At 36.2% G+C, this 22904-nt stretch carries 16 protein-coding genes; 13 read left to right on the top strand and 3 right to left on the bottom strand.

Translation table 11 applies throughout. The features are described 5' to 3' along the window. Positions 1–7: 7 nt before the first annotated feature. The 9 genes from MKY26_RS07370 (at position 8) to MKY26_RS07330 (ending at position 15907) form a co-directional block, all read left to right on the top strand. Positions 8–7114 (top strand): amino acid adenylation domain-containing protein, encoded by a 7107-nt coding sequence (locus MKY26_RS07370; protein ID WP_341094529.1) that lies wholly within the window; start codon positions 8–10, stop codon positions 7112–7114. Continuing rightward, on the top strand, positions 7111–7323 hold the full coding sequence (locus tag MKY26_RS07365) for an MbtH family protein (protein ID WP_095373063.1): 213 nt from the start codon (positions 7111–7113) through the stop codon (positions 7321–7323). Before MKY26_RS07370 ends, MKY26_RS07365 begins: the two co-directional genes overlap by 4 nt. Continuing rightward, positions 7323–8711: a DHA2 family efflux MFS transporter permease subunit gene (locus MKY26_RS07360; RefSeq protein ID WP_095373064.1), complete on the top strand. Its 1389-nt coding sequence runs from the start codon at positions 7323–7325 to the stop codon at positions 8709–8711. Before MKY26_RS07365 ends, MKY26_RS07360 begins: the two co-directional genes overlap by 1 nt. A gap of 20 nt (positions 8712–8731) precedes the next feature. Next, the gene (locus MKY26_RS07355; RefSeq protein ID WP_340975224.1) at positions 8732–9415 is read left to right on the top strand and encodes a 4'-phosphopantetheinyl transferase family protein; all 684 of its coding nucleotides are present in this window, start codon (positions 8732–8734) and stop codon (positions 9413–9415) included. Positions 9416–9666: 251 nt separating this feature from the next. After that, a complete protein-coding gene (locus MKY26_RS07350) occupies positions 9667–11250 on the top strand; it encodes a PucR family transcriptional regulator (RefSeq protein WP_341051348.1) in 1584 nt (527 codons plus the stop codon). 210 nt (positions 11251–11460) lie between these two features. Next, the gene (locus MKY26_RS07345; RefSeq protein WP_340975220.1) at positions 11461–12927 is read left to right on the top strand and encodes a CoA-acylating methylmalonate-semialdehyde dehydrogenase; all 1467 of its coding nucleotides are present in this window, start codon (positions 11461–11463) and stop codon (positions 12925–12927) included. Positions 12928–12943: 16 nt separating this feature from the next. Further along, on the top strand, positions 12944–14296 hold the full coding sequence (locus MKY26_RS07340; RefSeq protein ID WP_095373068.1) for an aspartate aminotransferase family protein: 1353 nt from the start codon (positions 12944–12946) through the stop codon (positions 14294–14296). 229 nt (positions 14297–14525) lie between these two features. Beyond that, positions 14526–14813 carry a DUF3219 family protein gene (locus tag MKY26_RS07335; RefSeq protein WP_095373069.1) on the top strand — a complete coding sequence of 96 codons (288 nt, stop codon included), beginning with the start codon at positions 14526–14528 and terminating at the stop codon, positions 14811–14813. Positions 14814–14932: 119 nt separating this feature from the next. Next, a complete protein-coding gene (locus tag MKY26_RS07330; protein WP_307313538.1) occupies positions 14933–15907 on the top strand; it encodes a bile acid:sodium symporter family protein in 975 nt (324 codons plus the stop codon). Positions 15908–16064: 157 nt separating this feature from the next. On the opposite strand, the gene MKY26_RS07325 is transcribed toward MKY26_RS07330, so the two are convergent. Next, on the bottom strand, positions 16065–17243 hold the full coding sequence (locus MKY26_RS07325) for an MFS transporter (RefSeq protein WP_307313540.1): 1179 nt from the start codon (positions 17241–17243) through the stop codon (positions 16065–16067). 253 nt (positions 17244–17496) lie between these two features. On the opposite strand from MKY26_RS07325, the gene MKY26_RS07320 reads away from it, so the two are divergent. Both MKY26_RS07320 and MKY26_RS07315 read left to right on the top strand, forming a co-directional pair. Further along, entirely contained in the window at positions 17497–17697 is a 201-nt protein-coding gene (locus MKY26_RS07320; RefSeq protein WP_224938368.1) for an IDEAL domain-containing protein, read from the top strand. A gap of 49 nt (positions 17698–17746) precedes the next feature. Then, positions 17747–18805 carry a DmpA family aminopeptidase gene (locus tag MKY26_RS07315; RefSeq protein ID WP_340978542.1) on the top strand — a complete coding sequence of 353 codons (1059 nt, stop codon included), beginning with the start codon at positions 17747–17749 and terminating at the stop codon, positions 18803–18805. Positions 18806–19106: 301 nt separating this feature from the next. Here the strand turns inward: MKY26_RS07315 and MKY26_RS07310 are convergent, their stop codons facing one another. Beyond that, positions 19107–20129 carry a DUF1646 family protein gene (locus MKY26_RS07310; RefSeq protein WP_340975218.1) on the bottom strand — a complete coding sequence of 341 codons (1023 nt, stop codon included), beginning with the start codon at positions 20127–20129 and terminating at the stop codon, positions 19107–19109. A gap of 117 nt (positions 20130–20246) precedes the next feature. Continuing rightward, positions 20247–20774 carry a GbsR/MarR family transcriptional regulator gene (locus tag MKY26_RS07305; RefSeq protein WP_233435238.1) on the bottom strand — a complete coding sequence of 176 codons (528 nt, stop codon included), beginning with the start codon at positions 20772–20774 and terminating at the stop codon, positions 20247–20249. Positions 20775–21080: 306 nt separating this feature from the next. On the opposite strand from MKY26_RS07305, the gene MKY26_RS07300 reads away from it, so the two are divergent. Then, entirely contained in the window at positions 21081–22220 is a 1140-nt protein-coding gene (locus MKY26_RS07300) for a betaine/proline/choline family ABC transporter ATP-binding protein (protein WP_095373073.1), read from the top strand. Positions 22221–22235: 15 nt separating this feature from the next. Further along, positions 22236–22889, top strand: a complete 654-nt coding sequence (locus tag MKY26_RS07295; protein WP_095373074.1) for an ABC transporter permease — start codon at positions 22236–22238, stop codon at positions 22887–22889. The last annotated feature ends 15 nt before the right edge of the window (positions 22890–22904 follow it).

The following is a 22904-nucleotide window of genomic DNA, read 5'->3' as shown; positions in this document are numbered from 1 at the left end:
GCATGTAATGATCAGTGAAGCAACCAAACTGCAAGCAACAGATGCCCAAGCAGGTATTTGGTACGCCCATGAATTAGATGAAAGAAAGACAGCTTATAATACTGGCGAATATGTTGAAATAAACGGGCGAATAAACGTGTCGTTATTAATAGAAAGTATAAAGAGTACTGTTCAAGAAGCAGACAGCCTCCACATTACCTTTTTTGAAGAGAATGGAAAATTATATCAAGTTCTTCAAAAACCGAATGAAGTGCCTGTTCAATATATCGATGTGAGTCTAATGAAGACCCCTAAGCAAACAGCTATTGATCTCATGAATGATGACTTATCCCTGTCAATTGATTTGAAAAAAGGTCCGATATATAAGCAAATTCTCTTTAAAATAGCAAGTGATGAATATCTTTGGTATCAGAAAATACATCATATTGCTTGTGATGCATTAGGATTTTCATTGATAACAAACAAAGTGGCAAGTACTTATTCAGCATATCTAAAAGAAAAGTTTGAGCCAGAACCTGCTTTTAAACCATTGTCACTATTAATTGAAGAAGAGAACAAGTATAAAGAATCTTCGTTATATATGGAAGATCAAAAATATTGGAAGGAAAAATATAAAGGAGTCACACACGACGTTTCATTGTCTCAGAATGAGCTTCAATCTTCTGAGGCAACATCTACGATAAAAATTGCTAAAAAATTAACAGCCACAGAGTTTCAAAAGATAAAAAACAAGGCAAAAGAATGGAAAATCGCGTGGCCACATCTCGTGATTGCAGCTATGGGGGTTTATCAATATAAGATAACGGGGGATCGCAAGAGTTTATTAACATTACCGATGATGAATCGTTCAACAGTTGCGATGAATATTCCAGCAACAACAATGAATATTCTACCATTACTGCTATCATTTTCTAATGATTCGACTTTTATGAGTCTGGTGAAAGAAGTTGTAAATGAAACGAGAGAGAATAGTAAACATCAACATTATCGTCAAGAACAATTACAAAGAGATTTAGGAACTATTGGACAGAGCAGTTTTTTGAACTCTTTTCAAGTAAATATTATGCCGTTTACGTATCAACCGATTTTTGGCGATGTCGCTGCCACTACTTATAAATTAGCCACAGGTCCGATTGATTTAATGAATATGAATATGTTTGAGCAAGATAGAGATGGCAGTCTAAGAGTAGATATTGAAGCAAATGGTACGAAGTTTCAGCAATTGGAAGTAGAGCAACATGCAAGTAGAATAATCCATTGGCTAAAGAGGCTACCAAGTATTGATGGCGGGCAACCTATTTGGAAGATTAATTTATTATTAGATGAAGAAAACGCATTGATGCGAAAAGATTTAGGGTGTGAGACAGCTGAAAGCGTTCATCCGCTTATTCAATTCAAGGAAATGGTAAAGAAATATCCTCAGCATCCGGCATTAGAATATAGTGGGGAAATATGGACATATGAACAGCTAGATAAGATGACTTCAGCATTAGCAAAAGAAATGATTAGCACGGGGTACCATTATCCCTTTATTGCGGGGATAGCTGTAAGCCGTTCTGCCAATATTTTGGTTGCCATATTGGCTGTTTGGAAAGCTGGCGGTGCCTATGTGCCAATTGATATCGATTATCCTGAGAGTAGACTCAACTATATGTTAAAAGATAGTCAAACACAACTAATTCTTACTGATACTGAAGGGAAGCAGAAACTACCAAAAAGTTTCCAACCATATCTTATGACCATCGATGTTTTTAAGGATAAGAGTGAAACTTTGCTACCTCCCGTAAATAGTGGAGATCCAGCGTATATGATTTATACTTCAGGTTCAACTGGTAATCCAAAAGGTGTTCTCGTACCTGCAAAGTCACTTTCTTATTTCTTATCGGCAATGAATAAGCATTTACAGTTAAACCATATGGATCGCTTTTATGCTTTAACGACGATTTCGTTTGATATTTCTATATTAGAATTGATTTTACCCATCACGGTTGGGGGCACATGTGTGATCGCTAAGAATGCAGTCATTTCTGATCCGCCAAATATTGTAAAAGAATTAAAGGAAAAGCACATTAGTGCGGTTCAAGCAACACCGACACATTGGCAAATGATCCTGCCATTTATAACAGAAGAATTACAGGATGTCAAAGTATTAGTTGGGGGAGAGAAACTTCCTTCACATACAGCTAAGCAAATGCAAACGTTATGTCAAGAAGTACATCATGTTTACGGTCCAACTGAAACGACAATTTGGTCTACACATTATGTATTAACGTCAGTTGATGGTTTTACTTCACCACCACTGGGAGACGCCCTTTCAGGCACAGAAATTTACATTTTGGATGAAAACCTGCAACTAGTTGCTCCGGGTAGACCAGGTGAAATCTATATTGCGGGAGAGGCTGTTACATACGGTTACTATCGTAAGCCAGCGCTCACCTCCTCAAGGTTTGTGGCTAATCCATTTACTGAAAACGGCCAAAGAATGTATCGAACAGGTGATATTGGCATAAGAGATTTATCTGGAAAACTTCATTATGTGAAACGAAGTGATGATCAAGTAAAAGTCCGTGGACATCGGATGGAATTAGGCGAGATTGAGCATCACTTGTTAGCACACCCTAATGTGAAAAGCTGTAAAGTGATTGTAAGAGAAGATCAACCGGGAGATCAACGTATTACGGCTTATATAATAGCGGCAGAGAACGTGAAGAAAACAAGTGAAGATTTCAATTCATACTTACGTGAGTTTTTGCCAGATTATATGATTCCTAGTTTCTTTATGTATTTGGACGCTTTCCCATTGACGCTTAATGGAAAGTTAAATTTGCGTGAATTACCTAATCCGCTGGAAAGTAACGCAAGCTATACAGATGACGAATGTTGGACTCCTTTGCAGAAGGATGTTTATAATATTTTCCGCCAAATATTAATGTTGAATGAAATACGCGAAACCGATTCGTTCTTTGCTCTTGGCGGTCATTCATTACTTGCTTCCCAATTACTGGGTAAGCTTCGTGAGGAATTCGGTCTAAGTTTATCATTCTCAGCATTTTATCAAAACCCAACAATCCAATTTATTGTTGAACAAGTGAAAGAACAATCAGACAACAAGTTTGAAGGTAGAAAGTTAAAGCCACATAAGAGAGATCAGTATGCTCCAATGAGTCATGAACAAAAAAGATTATGGTTTATCGAACAAACAGAAAATGTAGGTTCTACTTATTATATTCCTGTAGTAGTCAAGTTGAAAGGCACACTCCGAAAGGACGCTTTATACGAATCTTTAGTTGAGGTAATGAAAAAGCATGAAGCGTTGAGAACTGTCATAGAAACAAAAGATGGTGAAGTATATCAAAGGGTATTATCAGTTGATGAAGCAACATTGAAATACTATGAAAAAACGATTAATCGAAATGAGCTCAATCATGAGATTGATGAAGCGATCAAAATGCCAATCGATTGGGAAAATGAATTAGGTTGGCATAGCTATCTATTTAGAATAAATGAAAAAGAGAATATATTATGTATTGTTTATCACCATCTATTCGCTGATGGGTGGTCGATTGCACCATTTATGGAAGATGTATCAACTGCTTATGAGGCCTTTGTTAAGGGTGATCAGCCAGTTTTATCTTCATTACCTATTCAGTATGGTGATTATGCCTTCTGGCAACAGGAAATGTTAGTGGATGATATGGAGGAAAAGCTTGCCTTTTGGAAAAAACAATTAGCCCACATACCTGAGGCCATCCCACTACCACTTGGGGTTGAAAGACCAGAAAAAAGAATGGTTGAAGGTGGACGATTGACTTTTGAGATGGACAAAAACCTTTATCGACAACTCAATCAGTTAGCAAAAGATGAAGATGTTACGTTGTTTATGGTTCTACAATCAGCATTAGCAACACTGTATCATCGTTTAGGCGCTGGTGATGATATCCCATTTGGTACACCAGTAGCTGGGAGGAATGAGCCGTCATTACAAGCAATCGTTGGCTTCTTTGTTAATACAATTGTTCTACGTACAGATGTTTCAGGCAATCCATCATTTTTACAGTTACTACATCGCGTGAAGAAACAAAATATGAGTATTTATGATCAGCAAGACACACCGTTTGATAGAGTGGTAGAGGCGATTAACCCAACCCGTTCTAATAAAGTTCATCCATTATTCCAATCAATGATTATTATGCAAAACACACCACAACCGTCATTTAAAGTGGAGGGAGTGGATGCAGAAATTCAAATTAACGGTACGAACACAGCGAAATTTGATTTAACTTTTGAATTTTGGCAAGGATTTAATCAAGATACATTGGAAGGTGCGATTGAATATAGAAAAGACCTTTATAAGCATGAACAAATCCAACATTTATTGCAACAATGGTTGACTCTCTTAAGTTCAATCATTGCTACGCCGAATCAATCTGTTGGAAAGTTACCGATTCTATTAGACACAGAAAAAAATGAGTTATTACATCTACAATCAAAGAAAGTAACAGCGAAACAAGAACATATCGTTCATAACTTTGAACAAATGGTAGAACAATACCGCAATGAAATAGCGGTAACATATGATGAGACATCAATCAGTTATCAACAACTAAATGAAAGAGCAAATCAGCTTGCTAGAATGTTAATTGATAAAGGTGTAAAAGCAAATGATTTTATCACCATATCATTACCACGGTCCTTGGAGTTAATTACAAGTATTTTAGCGGTATTGAAAGCCGGTGCAGCCTACGTACCAATAGATCCGGATTACCCAGAAGATCGCAAACAATATATCCATCGTGATGCTGGTGCGGCTATGATGATTACTGATAAAAAACAGGTAGAACAAGGGAATCAAATTGTGTTTGATCTAGAATTACATCAAACATTGACATTGTATGATACTTCTAACTTAGAAGAAATTGAGGGGAATGAGATATATCCGAGTTCACCAGCTTATATTATTTATACATCAGGTTCTACCGGTAAGCCAAAGGGTGTGCTAGTTCCACATAGCAATGTGGTAAGACTGTTTGCCTCAACGAATCAATGGTTTTCTTTTGATCATGATGATGTTTGGACACTTTTCCATTCATATGCTTTTGATTTCTCTGTTTGGGAGATATGGGGTGCATTATTATATGGTGGAAAACTAGTTATTGTCCCATACGAGACGACTAGAAACCCACAAGCTTTTCTACAATTATTAGTTAAAGAACGAGTGACTGTATTAAATCAAACACCATCTGCATTCTATCAATTAATGGAAGCTGAAAAAGAAGGAATTGATTTATCGGATATGTTGCGAATCAGATATATCATTTTTGGTGGAGAGGCGTTGGAACTACCAAGATTGGAAAGTTGGTATAACCTGCATGCAATGTCAAAAACAAAGCTTATTAACATGTACGGTATCACAGAAACAACCGTTCACGTCAGTTACTTAGAACTAACGAAAGACATAATTCGACAATCTGCTAGTAGTTTAATTGGTGAAGGTATCCCTGATTTAGGTGTGTATATATTAGATGATTACCTTCAACCTGTTCCTAAAGGTGTAATAGGAGAAATGTATGTTAGTGGGGATGGACTCGCTCATGGTTATTTAAATCAACCAGCACTGACAGCGGAGAGATTTGTCGCTAATCCATATGGATCAGCAGGAAGTCGAATGTACAAAACGGGAGATTTAGCAAAATGGACAGAAGATGGTTCACTTGACTATATTGGTCGCTCCGATCATCAAGTGAAAATTCGTGGTTTCCGCATCGAGTTAGGTGAAGTGAATGCAGCACTTCTTCAGTATCCTGCAATTAAACAAGCTGTAACAACAGTACTAACGATGCATGGTGATAAGCAATTGGTTAGCTATTTCATCTCTCACAATGAGATTGATTACAAAGAACTGAGACAATTTTTACAAATGAGATTGCCTAAATATATGGTTCCGAATCACTTCGTTAGAACAGATGATATTCCATTAACGAACCACGGGAAATTAGATTTGAAAGCTCTCCCGAAACCAGAGATGGAGACAATGCAGGGAGATAGGCATCTACCTAGAACTCCACAAGAAGAAATACTTACGCAGTTATTTGCAGAAACCCTACATTTAACTGAAGTAAGTATTGATGATAGTTTCTTTGATTTAGGAGGGCATTCGTTATTAGCTGTTCAATTAATGAAAAAAATAGAATCAACATTCGGCAAAGAGTTAGGCATTGGTGTGTTATTTGAAGCACCAACTGCAGCGCAACTCGCAAAAGTGATTGAAGGTGATGCAGAAGAAGGCGCTTCATTACAGTCATTATTGGGTTTACGAAAAACAGGAAGTGAGACGCCATTATTCTGTGTGCATCCAGCAGGTGGTTTAAGCTGGTGCTATGCTGGATTGATGTCGAAACTAGATAGTCGTTTTCCTATCTATGGCCTACAAGCAAAAGGGATTAAAGAGAAGAAAAATAAACCTACAAGTTTAGTTGAAATGGCGAAGGATTATATCCAAGAGATTCGTTCTGTTCAACCAAAAGGTCCGTATCGCTTACTTGGCTGGTCGTTAGGAGGCAACGTTGTTCATGCAATGGCAGTTGAATTACAAAAGCAGGGCGAGAAAATTGAGTTTTTAGTCATGATGGATTCCTATCCAGGTCATTTCATTTCTATGAATGAAGAAGAAGCAGAAGATGATGCGTTAATTGCGATGCTAGCACTTGGGGGCTATGATCCTCAAGAAGTGAAAGGCGATCAATTAACAATACAATCGGTTAAAGAATTACTTCAGGAAAAGGGGAGTGTACTTGCATCATTGGATGAAGAAACAATCGAAAATCTTAAAGAAACCTATCAAAATTCCGTTCGTATAATGTCAGAATATGACCCAGAAGTATATGAGGGAGATATGATTTTCTTCAAGTCAACAATTGTTCCAGAGTGGTTTAAAAATGATGATCCAGCGAGATGGTTACCATATGTTCATGGCAGGATGCGACAATATGATATTGCTTGCCGTCATAAAGATATGTGTCAACCAGAACCTTTAGCAGAAATAGGAGAAGGAATCGCAAGAGAGTTAAAGTGTTTAATTGAAAACAAGCATTTAGAAGGGAGTCTACAAACATGAGTAACCCATTTGATCAAAAAGATTCTTTGTATTTTGTTTTAATGAATAATGTAGGGCAGTATTCATTATGGCCAAGTTATATTGATGTGCCTACAGGCTGGCAAGTGGTTTGGGGGGAAACTACCCTTTCAAGCTGCCATCAATATATTGAAGAGCATTGGGAAAGTCTACTTCCAAATGAAAAAGAGAAGGAAAGTCTATCACTGTAATGACAATGGATAGAAAAGTTAAATACCAAAGAAGAGCATTATGTACAGTGTATATACTAGCTATGTTTATGGCGGCATTAGACGGAACAATCGTCTATGTTGCCCTTCCTTCGATTGCTGCTGAACTGGGCGTAACATCCGCTCAGTTAAGTGGATTGACTGTCTGGTATCTTGTTGGGGTTAGCATGATTTTACCTTGTGCAGGGTATTTAGGTGATCGTTTTGGAAGTAAAAAGATGTTTATGGTTAGCTCACTCGTTTTTACATTCGCTTCTTATATGTGTGCTTTAGCAGATTCAGTATCGATGTTAAACATAGCCCGGTTTCTGCAAGGATTAGGAGGCGGCTTGTTTGCCCCTATAGGCATGGCGATGATCTTTCGGACGTTTTCCATTGAAGAACGTCCGAAACTGTCGCGGTCTTTCGTCATTCCAATTGCTATAGCACCTGCCCTTGGTCCGATAATTGGTGGGTTAATCGTTACTTATTTACCATGGCAGTGGATCTTCTTAATTAATATTCCGATTGGCTTGTTCATCGTTATAATCGGTGCACTATTTTTACAGGAAAAACATGAGTATATGGGTAAAAAGCTAGATGTGAAAGGCTTATTATTAATGGTGATTGGTTTTCCATTATTTATGTATACGTTGAATCGACTAACAGCAGGAATGAGTCTGCCAATAATCGTTTTTGGGATGATTGGGCTAATAATGATTGTTACATATGTTTTTCATGCATTAAAAGCAGATCAACCATTATTGAACTTAAAATTATTGGAGGAAAAGACATTTAAACGAATAAGCATGCTCTCTTTTCTTGGAGCGGCAGGCTTACAAGGTTTCTTGTATTTGTTCCCGATTATGTATCAATATACAACTGGTGCATCACCATTAAAAAGTGGATTAACTATTTTTATTGAAGCGATTGGTTTAATGGTGGCATCAAGAGTAATGCCCCTGACATTAAAACTTCTCGGCGTTTATCGTGTGATTGTTTATGGATTCTTATTATCCAGTGTCTTTTTCCTACTCATCAGTTGGATAGGCCCTACTGGTTCTATCATCGGTTTACAAATTTGTTTATTTGGAATTGGACTGACGTTAGGACATGCCGTGATTGCAATGCAGTATACGGCATTCCATCATATTAATAAAGAAAAGATGTCACAAGCAACCACATTATTTAATGTGCAGAACCGCTTGGGTGCAGCAATGGGAATTGTGAGTATTTCTTTAATTATCAGCATGTTCTCAATCGGAAATGAGCAATTATATCAAGTGGCTATTATTTTTTGTGCTATGCTTCTACTTGCTGCGTGCTTGTTTGCGATCAATAGTCAAACCGCTATTAAGTCAACATCACCAAAAATGAAAAAAGCAAGCTAGTATAAGAAGGAGGGGAAGGTATGCTTGAAGTTTTTGCTTGTCGATTACCGCAAGTACATTCAGAGGTAACTTTACATCATTATAGCGACTATTTACCACCATTAAAAAGAACACAAATCCACCGTTATAGAAGAATAGAAGATGCATATCGTACGTTAGTAGGTTATCTATTATTAAGGAAAATACTTATGAAAAAGTTACCTAAAGTTGATCTTACAAAGCTCGAATTCAGCAAATACGGTAAACCTTTTTTGAACGCGGACCCTTTTCCCCCTTTTAGCTTGTCTCATTCAGGTGATTGGTGTGTGTGTGCCGTTGGATCTGATGGAATGGTAGGGATAGATTTAGAAAAAATAACTAAACCAAAGCCAGAGTTACACTCCCTTTTGTTTCGAGAGGAAGAAGAGTGTATGGGAGCGAAAGATTTTTTTAATCGTTGGACGATAAAAGAAAGCTATTTAAAAGCCATCGGTACTGGTTTACTTGTAGACCTCCAAGAAATAGAACTCGAAGAAAAAAATCGGAGTGAATTCGATGTCAACCATCAACAAAAACGGTATCCAGGGGGAAAAGTAAAGGTATATAACCTCCTAAAGCAATATAGCTTATCAATTTGCGCATTGTCACCCGAGGAAAAACTTCCTCATCATCTACAACTTGTCACATTTGAAGAAATTATCAAACCCAGCGTACAAACAGTATAAAGCGCTGGGTTTCATTTTATGAACCTCATTTATATGACGGAATACATAAAGAAATCTTGCTGAGTATGGAGAGCGTTTGATCAGAAGAATTGTTGCAATGCGTTTAAGAAATGTGTAAAAAGAATAAACATTTATTTTCATGGGAGTTGACCTCTTATGTTTACTGAATGTATTAAATATTTCTATTATATTTGACAATTTGTCTAGTTATCTATTAATATTCTATATATTCAGAATTTAGGAGGGCGAGAATGAAATCCTATTTAACCGTCAATGATATCTTGCAAAGGAAGCATTTCGATCAAATAGAAATAGTTGCAGGGAAAGATGGGTTAGTAGATCAAGTGAAGTGGGTTCATATTGTTGAGGTAACGAAAATAGGGAATCTTTTAAAAGGAAATGAACTAATCCTTTCAACCGCTGTTGCATGGCGAGAGAGAAAGGAATTATTTATCTCAATTGTACAACAGTTAATTAAGTCGAATGCAGCAGGCTTATGTATTGAATATGGCACTTATACGAAGGGCATACCTCATGAAATTATCTCTATGGCAAACAAAGCGAATTTCCCCATTATACTCATATTAAAGGAAGTTCCTTTCGTAGAAATCACGCAAGACATTCATACATCTTTAATTAATCAGCAATATGATATGTTAGCTAATTTAGAAAAAATCTCTCATATCTTAAATAAGAAACTTCTTTCTATTAATCATTATGATGAACTTTTGAAGGTCATTTATGAAGAATTGCAAGTGCAAATTCTATTATTATTTCAAGATGAAAGTGCGAAGTTTTATCCTGTACTACCAGAAATAAAAAGAGAAAATATCCTAAAGAAGGTACAAGCCCAACAAGAACCTTCACGTTTTGTCGTAAGAGCTACTATTGAACTTTTAGGAGAGAAATTTGCTGAACTTATCATCATTTCTTCATCTCATCACTTAACAGAATATGATCAGCTAATTGTAGACAGAACAGCTAACGCTCTAGCACAATTCTTTATTCGTGAATTATATGTAGAGGAAAAAAGAAGGTTAGAAGAAAGTGAGTGGGTAAATTCTTGGTTAGAAGGTAAGGAAACGACGCCTTCATTACTAAACCATGTATCTGCCTATTTACCGAAAGCACCTCGAGGGGCGGTTGTATGTGTCTATCAAGTGGAAATGTTAGAAAATTTAACCTATTTCAAGTTGTATTTTCGCTCCATATTAGAACAAAAAGGTTTTTCTTTCTTAGCCGTTGAGAAGCACAAAGCAATTGTATTTATATTATTTAATGAAAGAGGATTAACTGATTGGAAGAGGAGAGTAGTACAAGCAATTGAAAAAATGAAGCAATTATTTTCGGATATGCAATCAGACACGACTTTTAATTTTGGAATTGGAAAATATGTTTCTGATTTGAATGCCGTGCATGAGAGTTATCAAACGGCATTAGAAACAATCCAAGTGAATCAACAATTTTATCATCGTTCGTATTCAAGTATGTTTTATGATGACTTACATATATTTCGTATTATCTCAGTTGCCAGTAGACATATGAATTTACAAGGAATGATCGAAGAATATTTAGGACCGATTGTTGAATATGATACTGCACATCAATCAAAGTTAATGGAAACATTAAAAATGTACTTAATTTGTAATGGCTCAAAAAAAGATACGGCACAGAAATTGTATATTGTTAGACAAACTTTATATCATCGGTTGGAAAAAATTGAGCAGTTATTAGGCTCCGATTTTATGAGTCATGAGAAAAGATTGGCATTGGAATTTATGCTATTAAGCTATGATTTTATCCAGCGACCAATCGATTTAAAACAAATAAAGTAAAAAAGAATGAACCGTCTCTATAGTAGTCGGTTTATTTTGCTTGTTACGATTTCCTTTGAGGCACTGATTTCAAGATTTACCCTATTCTTTCATATAGACCGTTTGTTTATGAATGACCGTTATCCTTTTTACAGTATGTCTAATGAAAAAGGGATAATAAATAAGAGATAATGAAATCAGAATAATCAATCTTTAATAGGAGGTTTGATGATGAGCGTAATTGAACAGGAAACGAAAACTTTACAGAATTTTATTAATGGCCAATGGGTACCTTCACAATCTACAGAAACAATGGAGGTGCCTAACCCAGCAACTGGGGAAATTATTGCAAAGGTACCTATATCCACGAAATCAGATGTTGATCAAGCAGTAAAGGCAGCAGCAAATGCTTTTCAAACTTGGAAAAAAACACCGGTTCCAAAAAGAGCGAGAATTCTCTATAAATATCATCATTTGTTAACGGAAAACCATGAAAGATTAGCAAAATTAATCGTAGAAGAGAATGGTAAAGCATATAAAGAAGCATATGGGGAAGTGCAAAGGGGAATTGAATGTGTGGAATTTGCCGCTGGAGCCCCAACACTAATGATGGGAGAAACTTTGTCGACGATTGCAGAAGACATCGATTCACAAATGTTTCGTTACCCACATGGAGTTGTCGCTGGTATCACACCATTTAATTTCCCAATGATGGTTCCTTTGTGGATGTTTCCACTTGCCATTGCATGTGGCAATACTTTTGTTCTTAAGCCATCAGAGCGAACGCCTATTTTATCTAATGAGTTGACGAAGTTGTTTATGGAAGCTGGTGCACCAGCTGGCGTCTTAAATGTTGTCCACGGTGCGCATGATGTAGTTAATGGCTTACTGGAACATCCCCTCGTCAAAGCAATTTCATTTGTTGGTTCTCAACCGGTTGCGAAATATGTCTATGAAAAAGCGGCTTCTTACGGTAAAAGAGTGCAAGCATTATCAGGAGCGAAGAATCATCATATTGTTATGCCAGATGCGGATAAGGAGAAAGCGATTAGCCATATTATAAGCTCTACATTTGGCAGTGCCGGTCAGCGTTGTATGGCTTGTAGTGCGGTTGTTGTGGTAGGTGATGGATCTGAGTTTGTTGAAAAGCTTTCTCAAGCAGCAGATGAATTAATTATTGGTGAAGGATCTAATGAAGAAGTCCTGCTAACACCAGTTATAAGAGATTCTCATCGTCAGAAAGTTTTAGGATATATTGAGAAAGGCATTGAAGAAGGAGCAGAGCTGTTACGTGATGGTAGAGCTGTTATGTCTGAAATGAAAAACGGCACATTTTTAGGTCCGACAATTTTTGATCAAGTCACACCTGATATGACCATTGCAAAGGATGAGATATTTGCCCCAGTGCTAAGTTTATTGCGAGCGAAAGATTTAGATGAGGGATTAGCTTATATTAGTCAATCAAGATATGGAAATGGCGCAACGATTTATACGAAAGATGCGCGTGCTGTCCGTCAGTTCAGAGAAGAAGCGGATGCAGGTATGTTAGGGATCAATATTGGTGTCCCAGCAACAATGGCCTTTTTTCCTTTCTCTGGGTGGAAGGATTCGTTTTATGGTGATTTGCATGTAAACGGGAAAGATGGTGTTAATTTTTATACCCGGAAGAAGATGATTACCTCACGTTTTGATTATTAATAAGGAGGAAAAGTGCATGGCTGAAATTAAGGAAGAGAAAGGGTTGCTTAAGAAAGATGCAGAGGTTGTTTGGCACGCGATGAAACCATTTAGCCCTAATAGCACAATTATAGCGGAAAAAGCAGATGGTGCTTGGGTTACTGATCATGAAGGTAATCGCTATTTAGATGCAATGGCAGGTTTATGGTGTGTTAATGCAGGCTATGGTAGAAAAGAGCTCGCAGAAGCAGCATACGAACAATTAAAAGAGATGAGTTATTTTCCTTTATCACAAAGCCATACACCAGCGATAAAATTAGCTGAAAAACTAAATGAAATGCTCGGTGGCGGCTATGTATTCTTCTTTTCAAATAGTGGCTCAGAGGCGAATGAAACCGCATTTAAAATCGTTAGACAGTATTATAAACAAAAGGGAGAACATGAACGCTACAAGATTATTTCTAGGTATCGTGGGTATCATGGGAATACGATGGCAACACTTGCAGCAACAGGGCAGGCGCAAAGAAAATATAAATATGAACCGCTCGCACCTGGCTTTATTCATGTCGCACCACCTGATATGTATCGCCAACCGGAAGATGAAACCTTGGCATCTACCAAGCTTCAATCAGTACAGGATATAGATAAAGTAATGACATGGGAGCTAAGCGAGACCGTTGCAGCTGTCATAATGGAACCAATTATTACAGGTGGCGGGGTTATTATGCCACCAGAAAACTATATGAAAGGAGTAAAAGAGGTTTGTGAGAAGCACGGGGCATTGCTCATTAGTGATGAAGTTATTAATGGCTTTGGTCGCACGGGTGAACCGTTTGGATTTATGAATTATGAGGTCTCACCAGATATTATTACGATGGCAAAAGGGATAACAAGTGCGTATTTACCATTGTCAGCTACCGCAGTGAAAAAAGAAATCTATGATTATTTCAAAGGAACAGAAGAATATGATTACTTTCGCCATGTGAATACTTTTGGAGGAAACCCTGCTGCTTGCGCTTTAGCATTGAAAAACCTAGAGATTATGGAAGATGAGAAGCTGTACGAACGGTCGAAAACAGCTGGGGATGCGCTAAAGAGGACATTACTGCAAAAGCTGCAACATCACCCTTATGTAGGGGATGTGAGAGGAAAAGGTTTATTAATAGGTATTGAGTTAGTAGAGGATAAGGCGACGAAGGAACCGCTAGCTGTGGAGTATGTGAATAAGATCATTTCCGGATGTAAGGAGAAAGGTGTACTAATAGGTAAAAACGGAGCAACTGTTGCTGGATATAATAATATTATTACACTTGCCCCACCGTTAAATATAACTGATAGTGATATCACTTTTTTAATTGATACATTAACAGAGCAAATGAACCAACTTTAAATATATGCTGCACTGGCTTGCCATTGATTGCAACCAGTGCTTTTTTCCATAGATGTATGTATGAACGGTGTTAAGAAGTCATTAGCTAGTTTTTTTATTTGTTATGAGAATATATTTCTCACCATTCATTTTTCTATGTAGGTTGTATCATTGGTATTTAATAAGCAAATCAATATAACATCCACTCATTATTTGCTAGAATAAATTTGTAAGGAAGGAGCAGACGATAATGGTTCAAGAGATACAATTAAACAATTATACATTACCTATTAATCAATATAAGGAAACCTCAGTAAATGGTTTAAAACAAATTGCCATTGACTTTAAAGTAACGAGTGAGAACTATCATGATATTGCTGTGCTTTTATATGAAGAAAATTTTGATGTGCAAGTTCCGGCGAATAATTTTAGAATGAAGGCCGCAATAACTCAATATTATACATCAGTAACAAATCTGTATCGTGAAGGTGAAATTGGCGACTATCATGTAACCTTACGGGAAGTTTTAGGTGAATAATCAAGAATAACGTAATATTGTGCTCATAAAGGCATAATATTACGTTTTTATTTTATCGAAAAATTCATTGCTAAAAAGTGTTAAAATATATATGTATAAAAAAGAGAAAGGAGTGAGGGATGATATTAACGAAAATAAACAGTCAGCTAGATAAAATGATGCCCTTGATTACTCCTACTAGTGTCATATTGGGTATATGCTTTGCTATCTATTTAAAAAATCTAGATAGTCTTATCCCATGGATCTTTGCATTTATGACATTCGCAGGTAGTTTGAAAGCAAATTTTACATCGATGAAAGAAGCCATCACTCATCCTTTGCCACTATTTATTGTCTTATTTGTTCTACATATTTTTATGCCATTATGGGCCTTTACTGTTGGTCATATTACTTTTCCAAATGATACTTATACAATTACTGGTCTAATTTTAATGATGGCAATACCTACAGGAATCTCAAGCCTGATATGGGTTTCCATTTACAAAGGCAGTATTCCATTGACTTTAACGATTATTCTCGTTGATACGTTATTATCACCAATACTTGTGCCACTTACACTAAAGCTCTTAGTAGGAGCAAAAGTGGAAATGGATGTCATAAGCATGGTGAGTGGGTTAATCATGATGATTGTCATTCCATCTATTTTGGCAATGATTGTTAATTCGATCGCAAAAGAGAAGGTTTCAAACATACTTAGTGCAAGACTTGCTCCATTTTCTAAAATAGGTATGGCGACTGTTGTAATGATTAATAGTGCCGTTGTTTCATCCTACTTGACTGCCTTCGATTTACGTTTACTAGCATTAGTTGTCACCGTCTTCTTTATAGCCTTTACAGGATACTTAGTAGCTTTTTTAATTGCTAGAAAAATAGTAGGGAAAAATAGAGAAGCGGTGATTGCGATTACTTTTAATGGTGGTATGCGAAACATTAGTGCAGGCTCTGTATTAGCAGTTGCCTATTTCCCACCGCCAGTGGCCGTGCCTGTTGTTATTGGCATGCTATTTCAACAAATATTAGCAGCTTTATTTGGGATGATTATAAATAAGGTTGAAGAAAAGGATCGACTGAATGTGAGGAAAGAGGCCGTGTGAAGATAAAAGAGACAGTCCTATGAAGGTGGTCTAATCTCGAAGCTTGGAGATAATAGTTTTTGGTATAAGTCATAATTAAAAACCCGAAAAACATTTTAATCACAATGAAAAAATGTCTTTTCGGGCTTTCTATTAGGCTTATTTTTTTACAAGATTGTTAGCGGTTCTTTCTCATTTGTAATAACATACCAATATAGATGAATAGAGAAACAACAACTGAAATGGCAGCAACGATATAGATAGAGCTATATCCTAAGTAAAAAGCGATTTGCCCAAACATAATTGATCCAATACCGATTCCTAAATCAAAAAAAGAAAAGAACGTGGCATTAGCCATTCCTCTACGATTGACCGGTGCTTCTTTAACAGACCAAGCTTGCAAAGCTGGTTGGATCGTACCGAAACCTAAACCATATAATATGGCTGCAGTAAATAGAATCGCATTACTCGGTAACCATGCGAGTAGAAGCATGGCAGCAATAATAAGGAGCACACCTGGAATAAATACAGCTTGATGCCCTCTTTTATCATAAATTCTACCTGCAAAAGTACGGCTGATGAGCAGAGCTAAAGCATAGAGAAAGAAATACCATTCAATTCCATCAATACCTTTTTGTAATGAATAGATAGGTAGAAATGTAGCAATCCCTCCAAATGTAACGGTTACAAAGAAGATTAATATGGAAGGGGGCAGAGCGGATTTCTCGTAAACATCAAACTTTTTCTTTTCTACTACGCTAGCAGTATAATCTACTTGTTTATATTTTATGAATGATGAAAGGATGAAAGCAGCGAGTCCTAATAAAGAACAGATTAGAAATAAGGAAGTAAAGCTAATATTACCAATGAGTGCTAATCCTAAAGTAGGACCAAAGGCAAGAGCGAGATTACCTGATAGTCCAAAGTAACCCATCCCTTCGCCACGTCTTTTCTGTGGAATAAGATCTGTTGCGATTGTCCCTGAAGCTGTTGTAGAGAATCCCCATCCTAAACCCTGAACTAATCTGAGTATAAGGAGAAAGGCAATACTCGTAATAAAGCCAATGACTCCAACGGAAAGAACAAATACAGCTAGTCCAATAAGAAAGACAAACCGCCTGCCTTTTGATTCTAACGCATGTCCCGCAAAAGGACGCATAATAAGGGATGAAAAGGTAAATATCCCGATGACTAACCCGATTAATTGGTCATTGCCACCAAGTTCTTCGACAAACAAAGGCAATGTTGGTAATGTCATTTGAAAACCTAAAAATACAAAGAAGTTTGCAAAACAAATTAATGTAAAATCCTTAGTCCAAATTCTTTCTTTTTGTAATGAATTTGTTGATTGATCCAAAACCCCACCTCATTTATAAATATATATACCAATAGATATATTTTGATTCCCTAAATATCCATTATAGTAAAGAAAATTATATTTGCAAGGAAGTGAATAAACATATTTTAAAAAGGTTTAAATCAAGATAGTACGGGGTAATATTTATATTAACAACAATTAATAATAGAGTATAAGATAAATTTCATTTAAGGTTTGAATTATCAGAAATTTTTTGTTATAATAGAAAAAAGGTCAAGGGGTTGATTTCAAAATGGAAAAGTACACGCTTAACTCAACAGTCCAAACCGATGAAAACCAATACTCAGTCGTAGCGGAACAAGTGTTAAATAAGGCTATACTTGACTTCAGAATGAAAAAGCTCCGCCAAGAAATTGATAACGCTCTTGAAGAAAGAAACGAAGAGAGATTTATTGAATTAACTGATGAATTAAATAAGTTAACGAATGAATAAAAAAAAGCAACCTTCTTCAAGGAAGGTTGCTTTTTTGGTATTGAAAGAAATGGAGAGAAAAGCATTGAAAATACGAGAAAGAGGAATAATCATTGGTAGTATACCAACAGGGGAAAATAATTGCTTGATTGATGTTCCCGGGGTGAGAGTCGGTCATAAAACCATTGATGAAAAGACGGAAACAGGATATGCCTGTACAGGTGTCACAGCCATTTTACCACATGGTGGTAATTTGTTTAAAGAAAAAGTAGTGGCCACATCGTATGTTATTAATGGTTTTGGTAAAACCACTGGGCTGGTACAAGTAAATGAATTAGGACAGATAGAATCACCCATTATGTTAACCAATACATTTTCAGTCCCGGCCGTTACACAAGGTACCCTGCAATATATGTTACAAGAAAATAAAGACATTGGAGATACAACAGGGACGATTAATATTGTCACTGGAGAGTGTAATGATGGTCTACTGAATTCAATAAGAGAAATGGTTGTTACACCTAAAGATACTATAGAAGCCATCTTGAACGCTTCAACAAATCCAGTGGAAGAAGGTGCAGTTGGTGCAGGTAAGGGAATGGTATGTTTTGGCTATAAAGGAGGGATAGGTACTTCTTCTAGAAAATTGTCAGTAAATGACGGGAGATTCTTTCATGTAGGATGTCTTGTCTTAAGTAATTTTGGAGGAAAACCTGAATTCCCTTTTAATCGTTATTTTAAAAACAACCTACATTATCCTTTAGAGTTAGATAAAGCAGCTGACGGATCAATTATAATTGTATTAGCAACAGATGCTCCGTTAAGTGATAGACAATTACACCGAGTTGCTAAAAGATGTGGAATTGGACTGGGTAGGACGGGTAGCCATTATAGTCATGGTAGTGGAGATATCGTTATTGCTTTTTCTACTGCAAATACAATAAAGCACAAACAATCATCTTATTTGCATACGATGAAAACTTTAAGAGAAGATCATTCAATTATGAATGAGCTGTTTGCAGCAGCAGCAGAAGTAACAGAAGAAGCAATTATGAACTCATTATCCCAAGCTGAAACGACCATTGGAAGAAATGAAACGGTTGTACACTCCTTATTTGATTTAGCTTAAATAAGGAGTGAATATTAAAAGTGGATTTGACATTATTCATACTTATACAAATGAAAAAGGAATACATAAAATAATCCTCGAAATAAATTTAGTTGAATAATACAGCAATCAAAAAATGATCAGACCATTATTTATTAAACTACAAATGTTGAAGCGGAGACATTTATGATTCAATTTGTCTCCGCTATTACTCTATTATGTGAAGTTTTGTTCATATAAATAATCAGTGTTTAATAAGATAGAACCTACAACTGGTCAATCGTATATGTTAAAGAAAGCTATATTATCTAAAGGCGATTAATTATTGAATAAACAATAGCACAATAAAAAAAGCAAGCATAAATACTAGTCCTATAGGTAAACCGATTTTCGCCCATTCTTTACTCGTAATATTTAATTTACCGGCTGCAATAATATTCGGGATATTGCCGGGGACAAGCATCCCACCGCTTATTAAAAGGCCGAGTAATATCGCTTGAATGGTTTGATTACTCATAGAAGGGCTAATTTCCGCAGCAGCTAATGTCGCATTATCAAGTACTGCAGATAATGTATTAATCCAGTACAGAGCAGAAGGCGATAGGTTGATCAAATATTGACTAATTAGTGGTTCAAATCCTGCACCTAAAAATGTTAACCCCATTACGAAGAAATAAATTTTTAAAGAACGGATACTTATTTCACCATAGCCTTCTTCCTCGTTGTGCACCATTTTGCTGAATTTATCTGTTTGGCTGGGTGATTTAACAAAAATAGCGGCTAGGAAACCGAAGAATAACAAGGCAATTAGAATCTCTTTACCAACTAAATTGATAAGAAAGAAGAAATCCTCATTTAATTTACTAATAGCGATTGTTGAAAGTGGTTCACCAATCGGTGTTAAAGATGCACCTAGACCAATAGAAAAACAGGAAAGAACAACAAAAATGATTAGTGATTGCCTATGTAGTGGAAGTGAAGAAGCAATAAGGACAAGAATGAGTGCGGCAATAATTGCAGTAATAACACTTGAAATCAGTCCTAAAAAGATCACTGTGAAAAAAATAAAAAACCAAAAGGGTACGCGTTCACTAACATAGACGATTGAATTTTGCAGTCCGCGTCGAAACCACTTGAATAACACACCTGCTATAAAAACCGCTATTGCGATGTTAATTGGTGCAATTGCTGCCTTAAAAAATAATGCTTCCGTATAGACTTGACTAATAAAAACAGCTAAAACGCCCATAATGAAAAGAAATATTTCTAAATTTTCTTCGACTACTTTCGAACTAAAGGGCAGAAACAACACAAGTAAAAAAATGATGATCAGTCCAGTTAACATATAACAATCCCCATTTAATTGTTTTTCCTAACCTTAGAAACGGTTGGATATGTTATATATATGAGAAGATAGGACAAACTTTACAAGAAATATTTAAGAAAGGGTATAGCAAATTCTTTAGTATGGCTTCGGTACATGTTTAAATACTTCCCCACTTTCAAAAAACTCCACAAGATTAGCTAGCCATTTGTAGTATTCCATCCATTCCTTTGCTTCGGCTAATAATTCATTTATCTTTAATTCATCTTCGGCGGTCAGTTCCTTTTTTGATGTGATAAGGTGTAGTTCTTCTTTTATTTTCTTTTCAAATTGTTTGTTCTTTTGTATCGCTTTTTGCCAATTGGAAGTGAATAGTGATACGAACGTTTGGTAATAGTCTTGTTCAACGTTGTATAAGTCTTTACGGATGCCCTTCTCAAATACTTTTTCCGCTATATTTAACTCCACCATTTCTCTTACTACTTGACTCATTCGTGTTTTGCTCATGCCCGTTGCTTCCGATAATTCGCTAAGTGTCATCGGTTTTCTGTGCATATAAATAATTCCTAACACTCTACCCACAGTTGAGGAAACACCATACGTATTCATATTATCAGCTATTTTATCAATAAAAATAGATTCAATTTGCTCAAAACTTTCGCTCAATCCAATCACCCTTTCAATATAAGGATCATTTAGTTAATGTCAATGTATCATATTTGTAAAAATTTACATAATCACACCTTTGGGAGTAATTCGTATGATTACGTAGCTATTATAAGATATAACGAGTAAAAACATTATACAATATTTATTTTAACTATTTTTTATAAAATATGTACACTTTGTAAACTTTTTATTTTACGAAGTTTATAATATACTACGTTATGTAAGTAAAAAGTCTGACAAGAGGATTCATATTACGGAGAACTGGGTATTGTTTGTGGTAGAGAAAAAATGGGGGTGTTATAAATGCTGAAATTTGAGCATGTATCAAAAAAATATAAAGGCGGTAAAACAGCCGTTTCTAATTTAAATTTAGAATTTAAGAAGGGTGAATTTATTGTATTTATCGGCCCAAGTGGTTGTGGAAAGACAACAACAATGAAAATGATCAACCGCTTAATTGAACCAACAGAAGGCAAAATCTTCATTAATGGTGAAGACATTATGGAAAAAGATCCGGTTAAGCTGAGAAGAGAAATCGGTTATGTTATCCAACAAATTGGTCTATTTCCACATATGACTATTCAAGAAAACATTTCACTTGTGCTTAAACTTTTAAAATGGCCAGAAGAAAAAAGAAAAAGTCGGGCAGAAGAGCTTCTTTCTCTCGTTGATATGACTCCTGATTATTTAGAGAGATATCCACATGAATTAAGTGGAGGGCAACAGCAACGTATAGGTGTCTTGAGAGCGTTAGCTGCTGATCAACCGTTAATCTTAATGGATGAACCATTTGGTGCACTCGATCCAATTACGAGAGATGCCCTCCAAGATGAGTTTAAAAACTTGCAGAAGAAGTTAGACAAAACAATTGTTTTTGTTACGCATGATATGGACGAAGCGCTTAAACTAGCAGACAGGATTGTCATTTTACGTGATGGACAGCTTGTACAATGTGGGACTCCTGACGAAATTTTACGTGAGCCTGCCGATGAATTTGTTGAAGAATTTATTGGAAAAGAAAGATTAGTGCAAGCAAAACCAAACATTACAACAGTTGAGCAAATAATGAATGCGCATCCTGTAACGATTACAAGTGATGAGCAATTATCTAATGCGATAACTGTTATGAAAACAAATCGTGTAGACTCATTATTGGTTATTGATCAAGAAGGAGTTTTAGAAGGATATATTGATGTGGAAGCCATTGATCAAAACAGGAAAAAAGCAAAAGATGTAGCCGATATCTTAATCCCTGATACATTTTCTGTGTATAAAGATGCGCTTGTACGTGATACGATCAGGCAAATATTAAAGAAAGGGCTCAAATATGTGCCGGTTGTAGATGAGCAAAGACATCTTGTCGGTATTGTGACAAGAACAAGTTTAGTCGATATCGTTTACGACTCTATTTGGGGAGACGAAGAGCTAGAAAGTGCACAGTAGAAGGGGGAGATATAAATGAGTGCCATCATAGACTTTTTAAATAATAACGGTTCGGATTTATTGATCAAAACTTGGGAGCATTTATATATATCAGTCATTGCTGCAGCTCTTGGTGTCATTGTAGCTGTTCCTTTAGGTATTCTTCTTACAAGATTCGATAAAGCGGCATCACCCGTAATGGCAGTGCTTGGTATGATTCAAACAATTCCAAGTTTCGCAATTTTAGCTTTTTTTATTCCTATTCTTGGAATAGGTAAAATCCCCGCCATTATTGCTTTATTTTTCTATTCAGTCCTGCCTATCTTAAGAAACACATATACAGGTGTGAAAGATGTTAATAAAAGCTTATTAGAAGCTGGCCGTGGGATGGGCATGACTGGATGGGAAAGAATTCGATATGTTGAACTACCACTGTCCATCCCTGTTATTATGGCGGGTATTCGTGTATCGACAGTATATTTAATTGGGTGGGCTACGTTAGCTGCGTTTATTGGTGCAGGCGGTTTAGGTGATTTTATTTTTAGCGGGTTAAATTTATATCAAACTGAGTTTATCATTGCAGGTGCGATTCCTGTCACCATACTCGCATTAATAGTCGATTTAATACTTGGAAAATTAGAATTTAAGGTTACGCCTAAATCAATGCGTGACAAAGAAAAAACAGCATAAGGTGGTGATTAGTTT

Source organism: Cytobacillus sp. FSL R7-0680 (genome assembly GCF_038009245.1).
Taxonomy (GTDB): Bacteria; Bacillota; Bacilli; order Bacillales; family Cytobacillaceae; genus Cytobacillus; species Cytobacillus kochii.
This window is presented reverse-complemented; position numbering and strand designations above follow the sequence as displayed.

Bases quoted from the DNA above. Each gene is read 5' to 3' on its own strand.
- MKY26_RS07370 (WP_341094529.1), top strand. From the start codon at position 8: ATGATCAGTGAAGCAACCAAACTGCAAGCAACAGATGCCCAAGCAGGT.
- MKY26_RS07365 (WP_095373063.1), top strand. From the start codon at position 7,111: ATGAGTAACCCATTTGATCAAAAAGATTCTTTGTATTTTGTTTTAATG.
- MKY26_RS07360 (WP_095373064.1), top strand. From the start codon at position 7,323: ATGACAATGGATAGAAAAGTTAAATACCAAAGAAGAGCATTATGTACA.
- MKY26_RS07355 (WP_340975224.1), top strand. From the start codon at position 8,732: ATGCTTGAAGTTTTTGCTTGTCGATTACCGCAAGTACATTCAGAGGTA.
- MKY26_RS07350 (WP_341051348.1), top strand. From the start codon at position 9,667: ATGAAATCCTATTTAACCGTCAATGATATCTTGCAAAGGAAGCATTTC.
- MKY26_RS07345 (WP_340975220.1), top strand. From the start codon at position 11,461: ATGAGCGTAATTGAACAGGAAACGAAAACTTTACAGAATTTTATTAAT.
- MKY26_RS07340 (WP_095373068.1), top strand. From the start codon at position 12,944: ATGGCTGAAATTAAGGAAGAGAAAGGGTTGCTTAAGAAAGATGCAGAG.
- MKY26_RS07335 (WP_095373069.1), top strand. From the start codon at position 14,526: ATGGTTCAAGAGATACAATTAAACAATTATACATTACCTATTAATCAA.
- MKY26_RS07330 (WP_307313538.1), top strand. From the start codon at position 14,933: ATGATATTAACGAAAATAAACAGTCAGCTAGATAAAATGATGCCCTTG.
- MKY26_RS07320 (WP_224938368.1), top strand. From the start codon at position 17,497: ATGGAAAAGTACACGCTTAACTCAACAGTCCAAACCGATGAAAACCAA.
- MKY26_RS07315 (WP_340978542.1), top strand. From the start codon at position 17,747: ATGGAGAGAAAAGCATTGAAAATACGAGAAAGAGGAATAATCATTGGT.
- MKY26_RS07310 (WP_340975218.1), bottom strand. From the start codon at position 20,129: ATGTTAACTGGACTGATCATCATTTTTTTACTTGTGTTGTTTCTGCCC.
- MKY26_RS07300 (WP_095373073.1), top strand. From the start codon at position 21,081: ATGCTGAAATTTGAGCATGTATCAAAAAAATATAAAGGCGGTAAAACA.
- MKY26_RS07295 (WP_095373074.1), top strand. From the start codon at position 22,236: ATGAGTGCCATCATAGACTTTTTAAATAATAACGGTTCGGATTTATTG.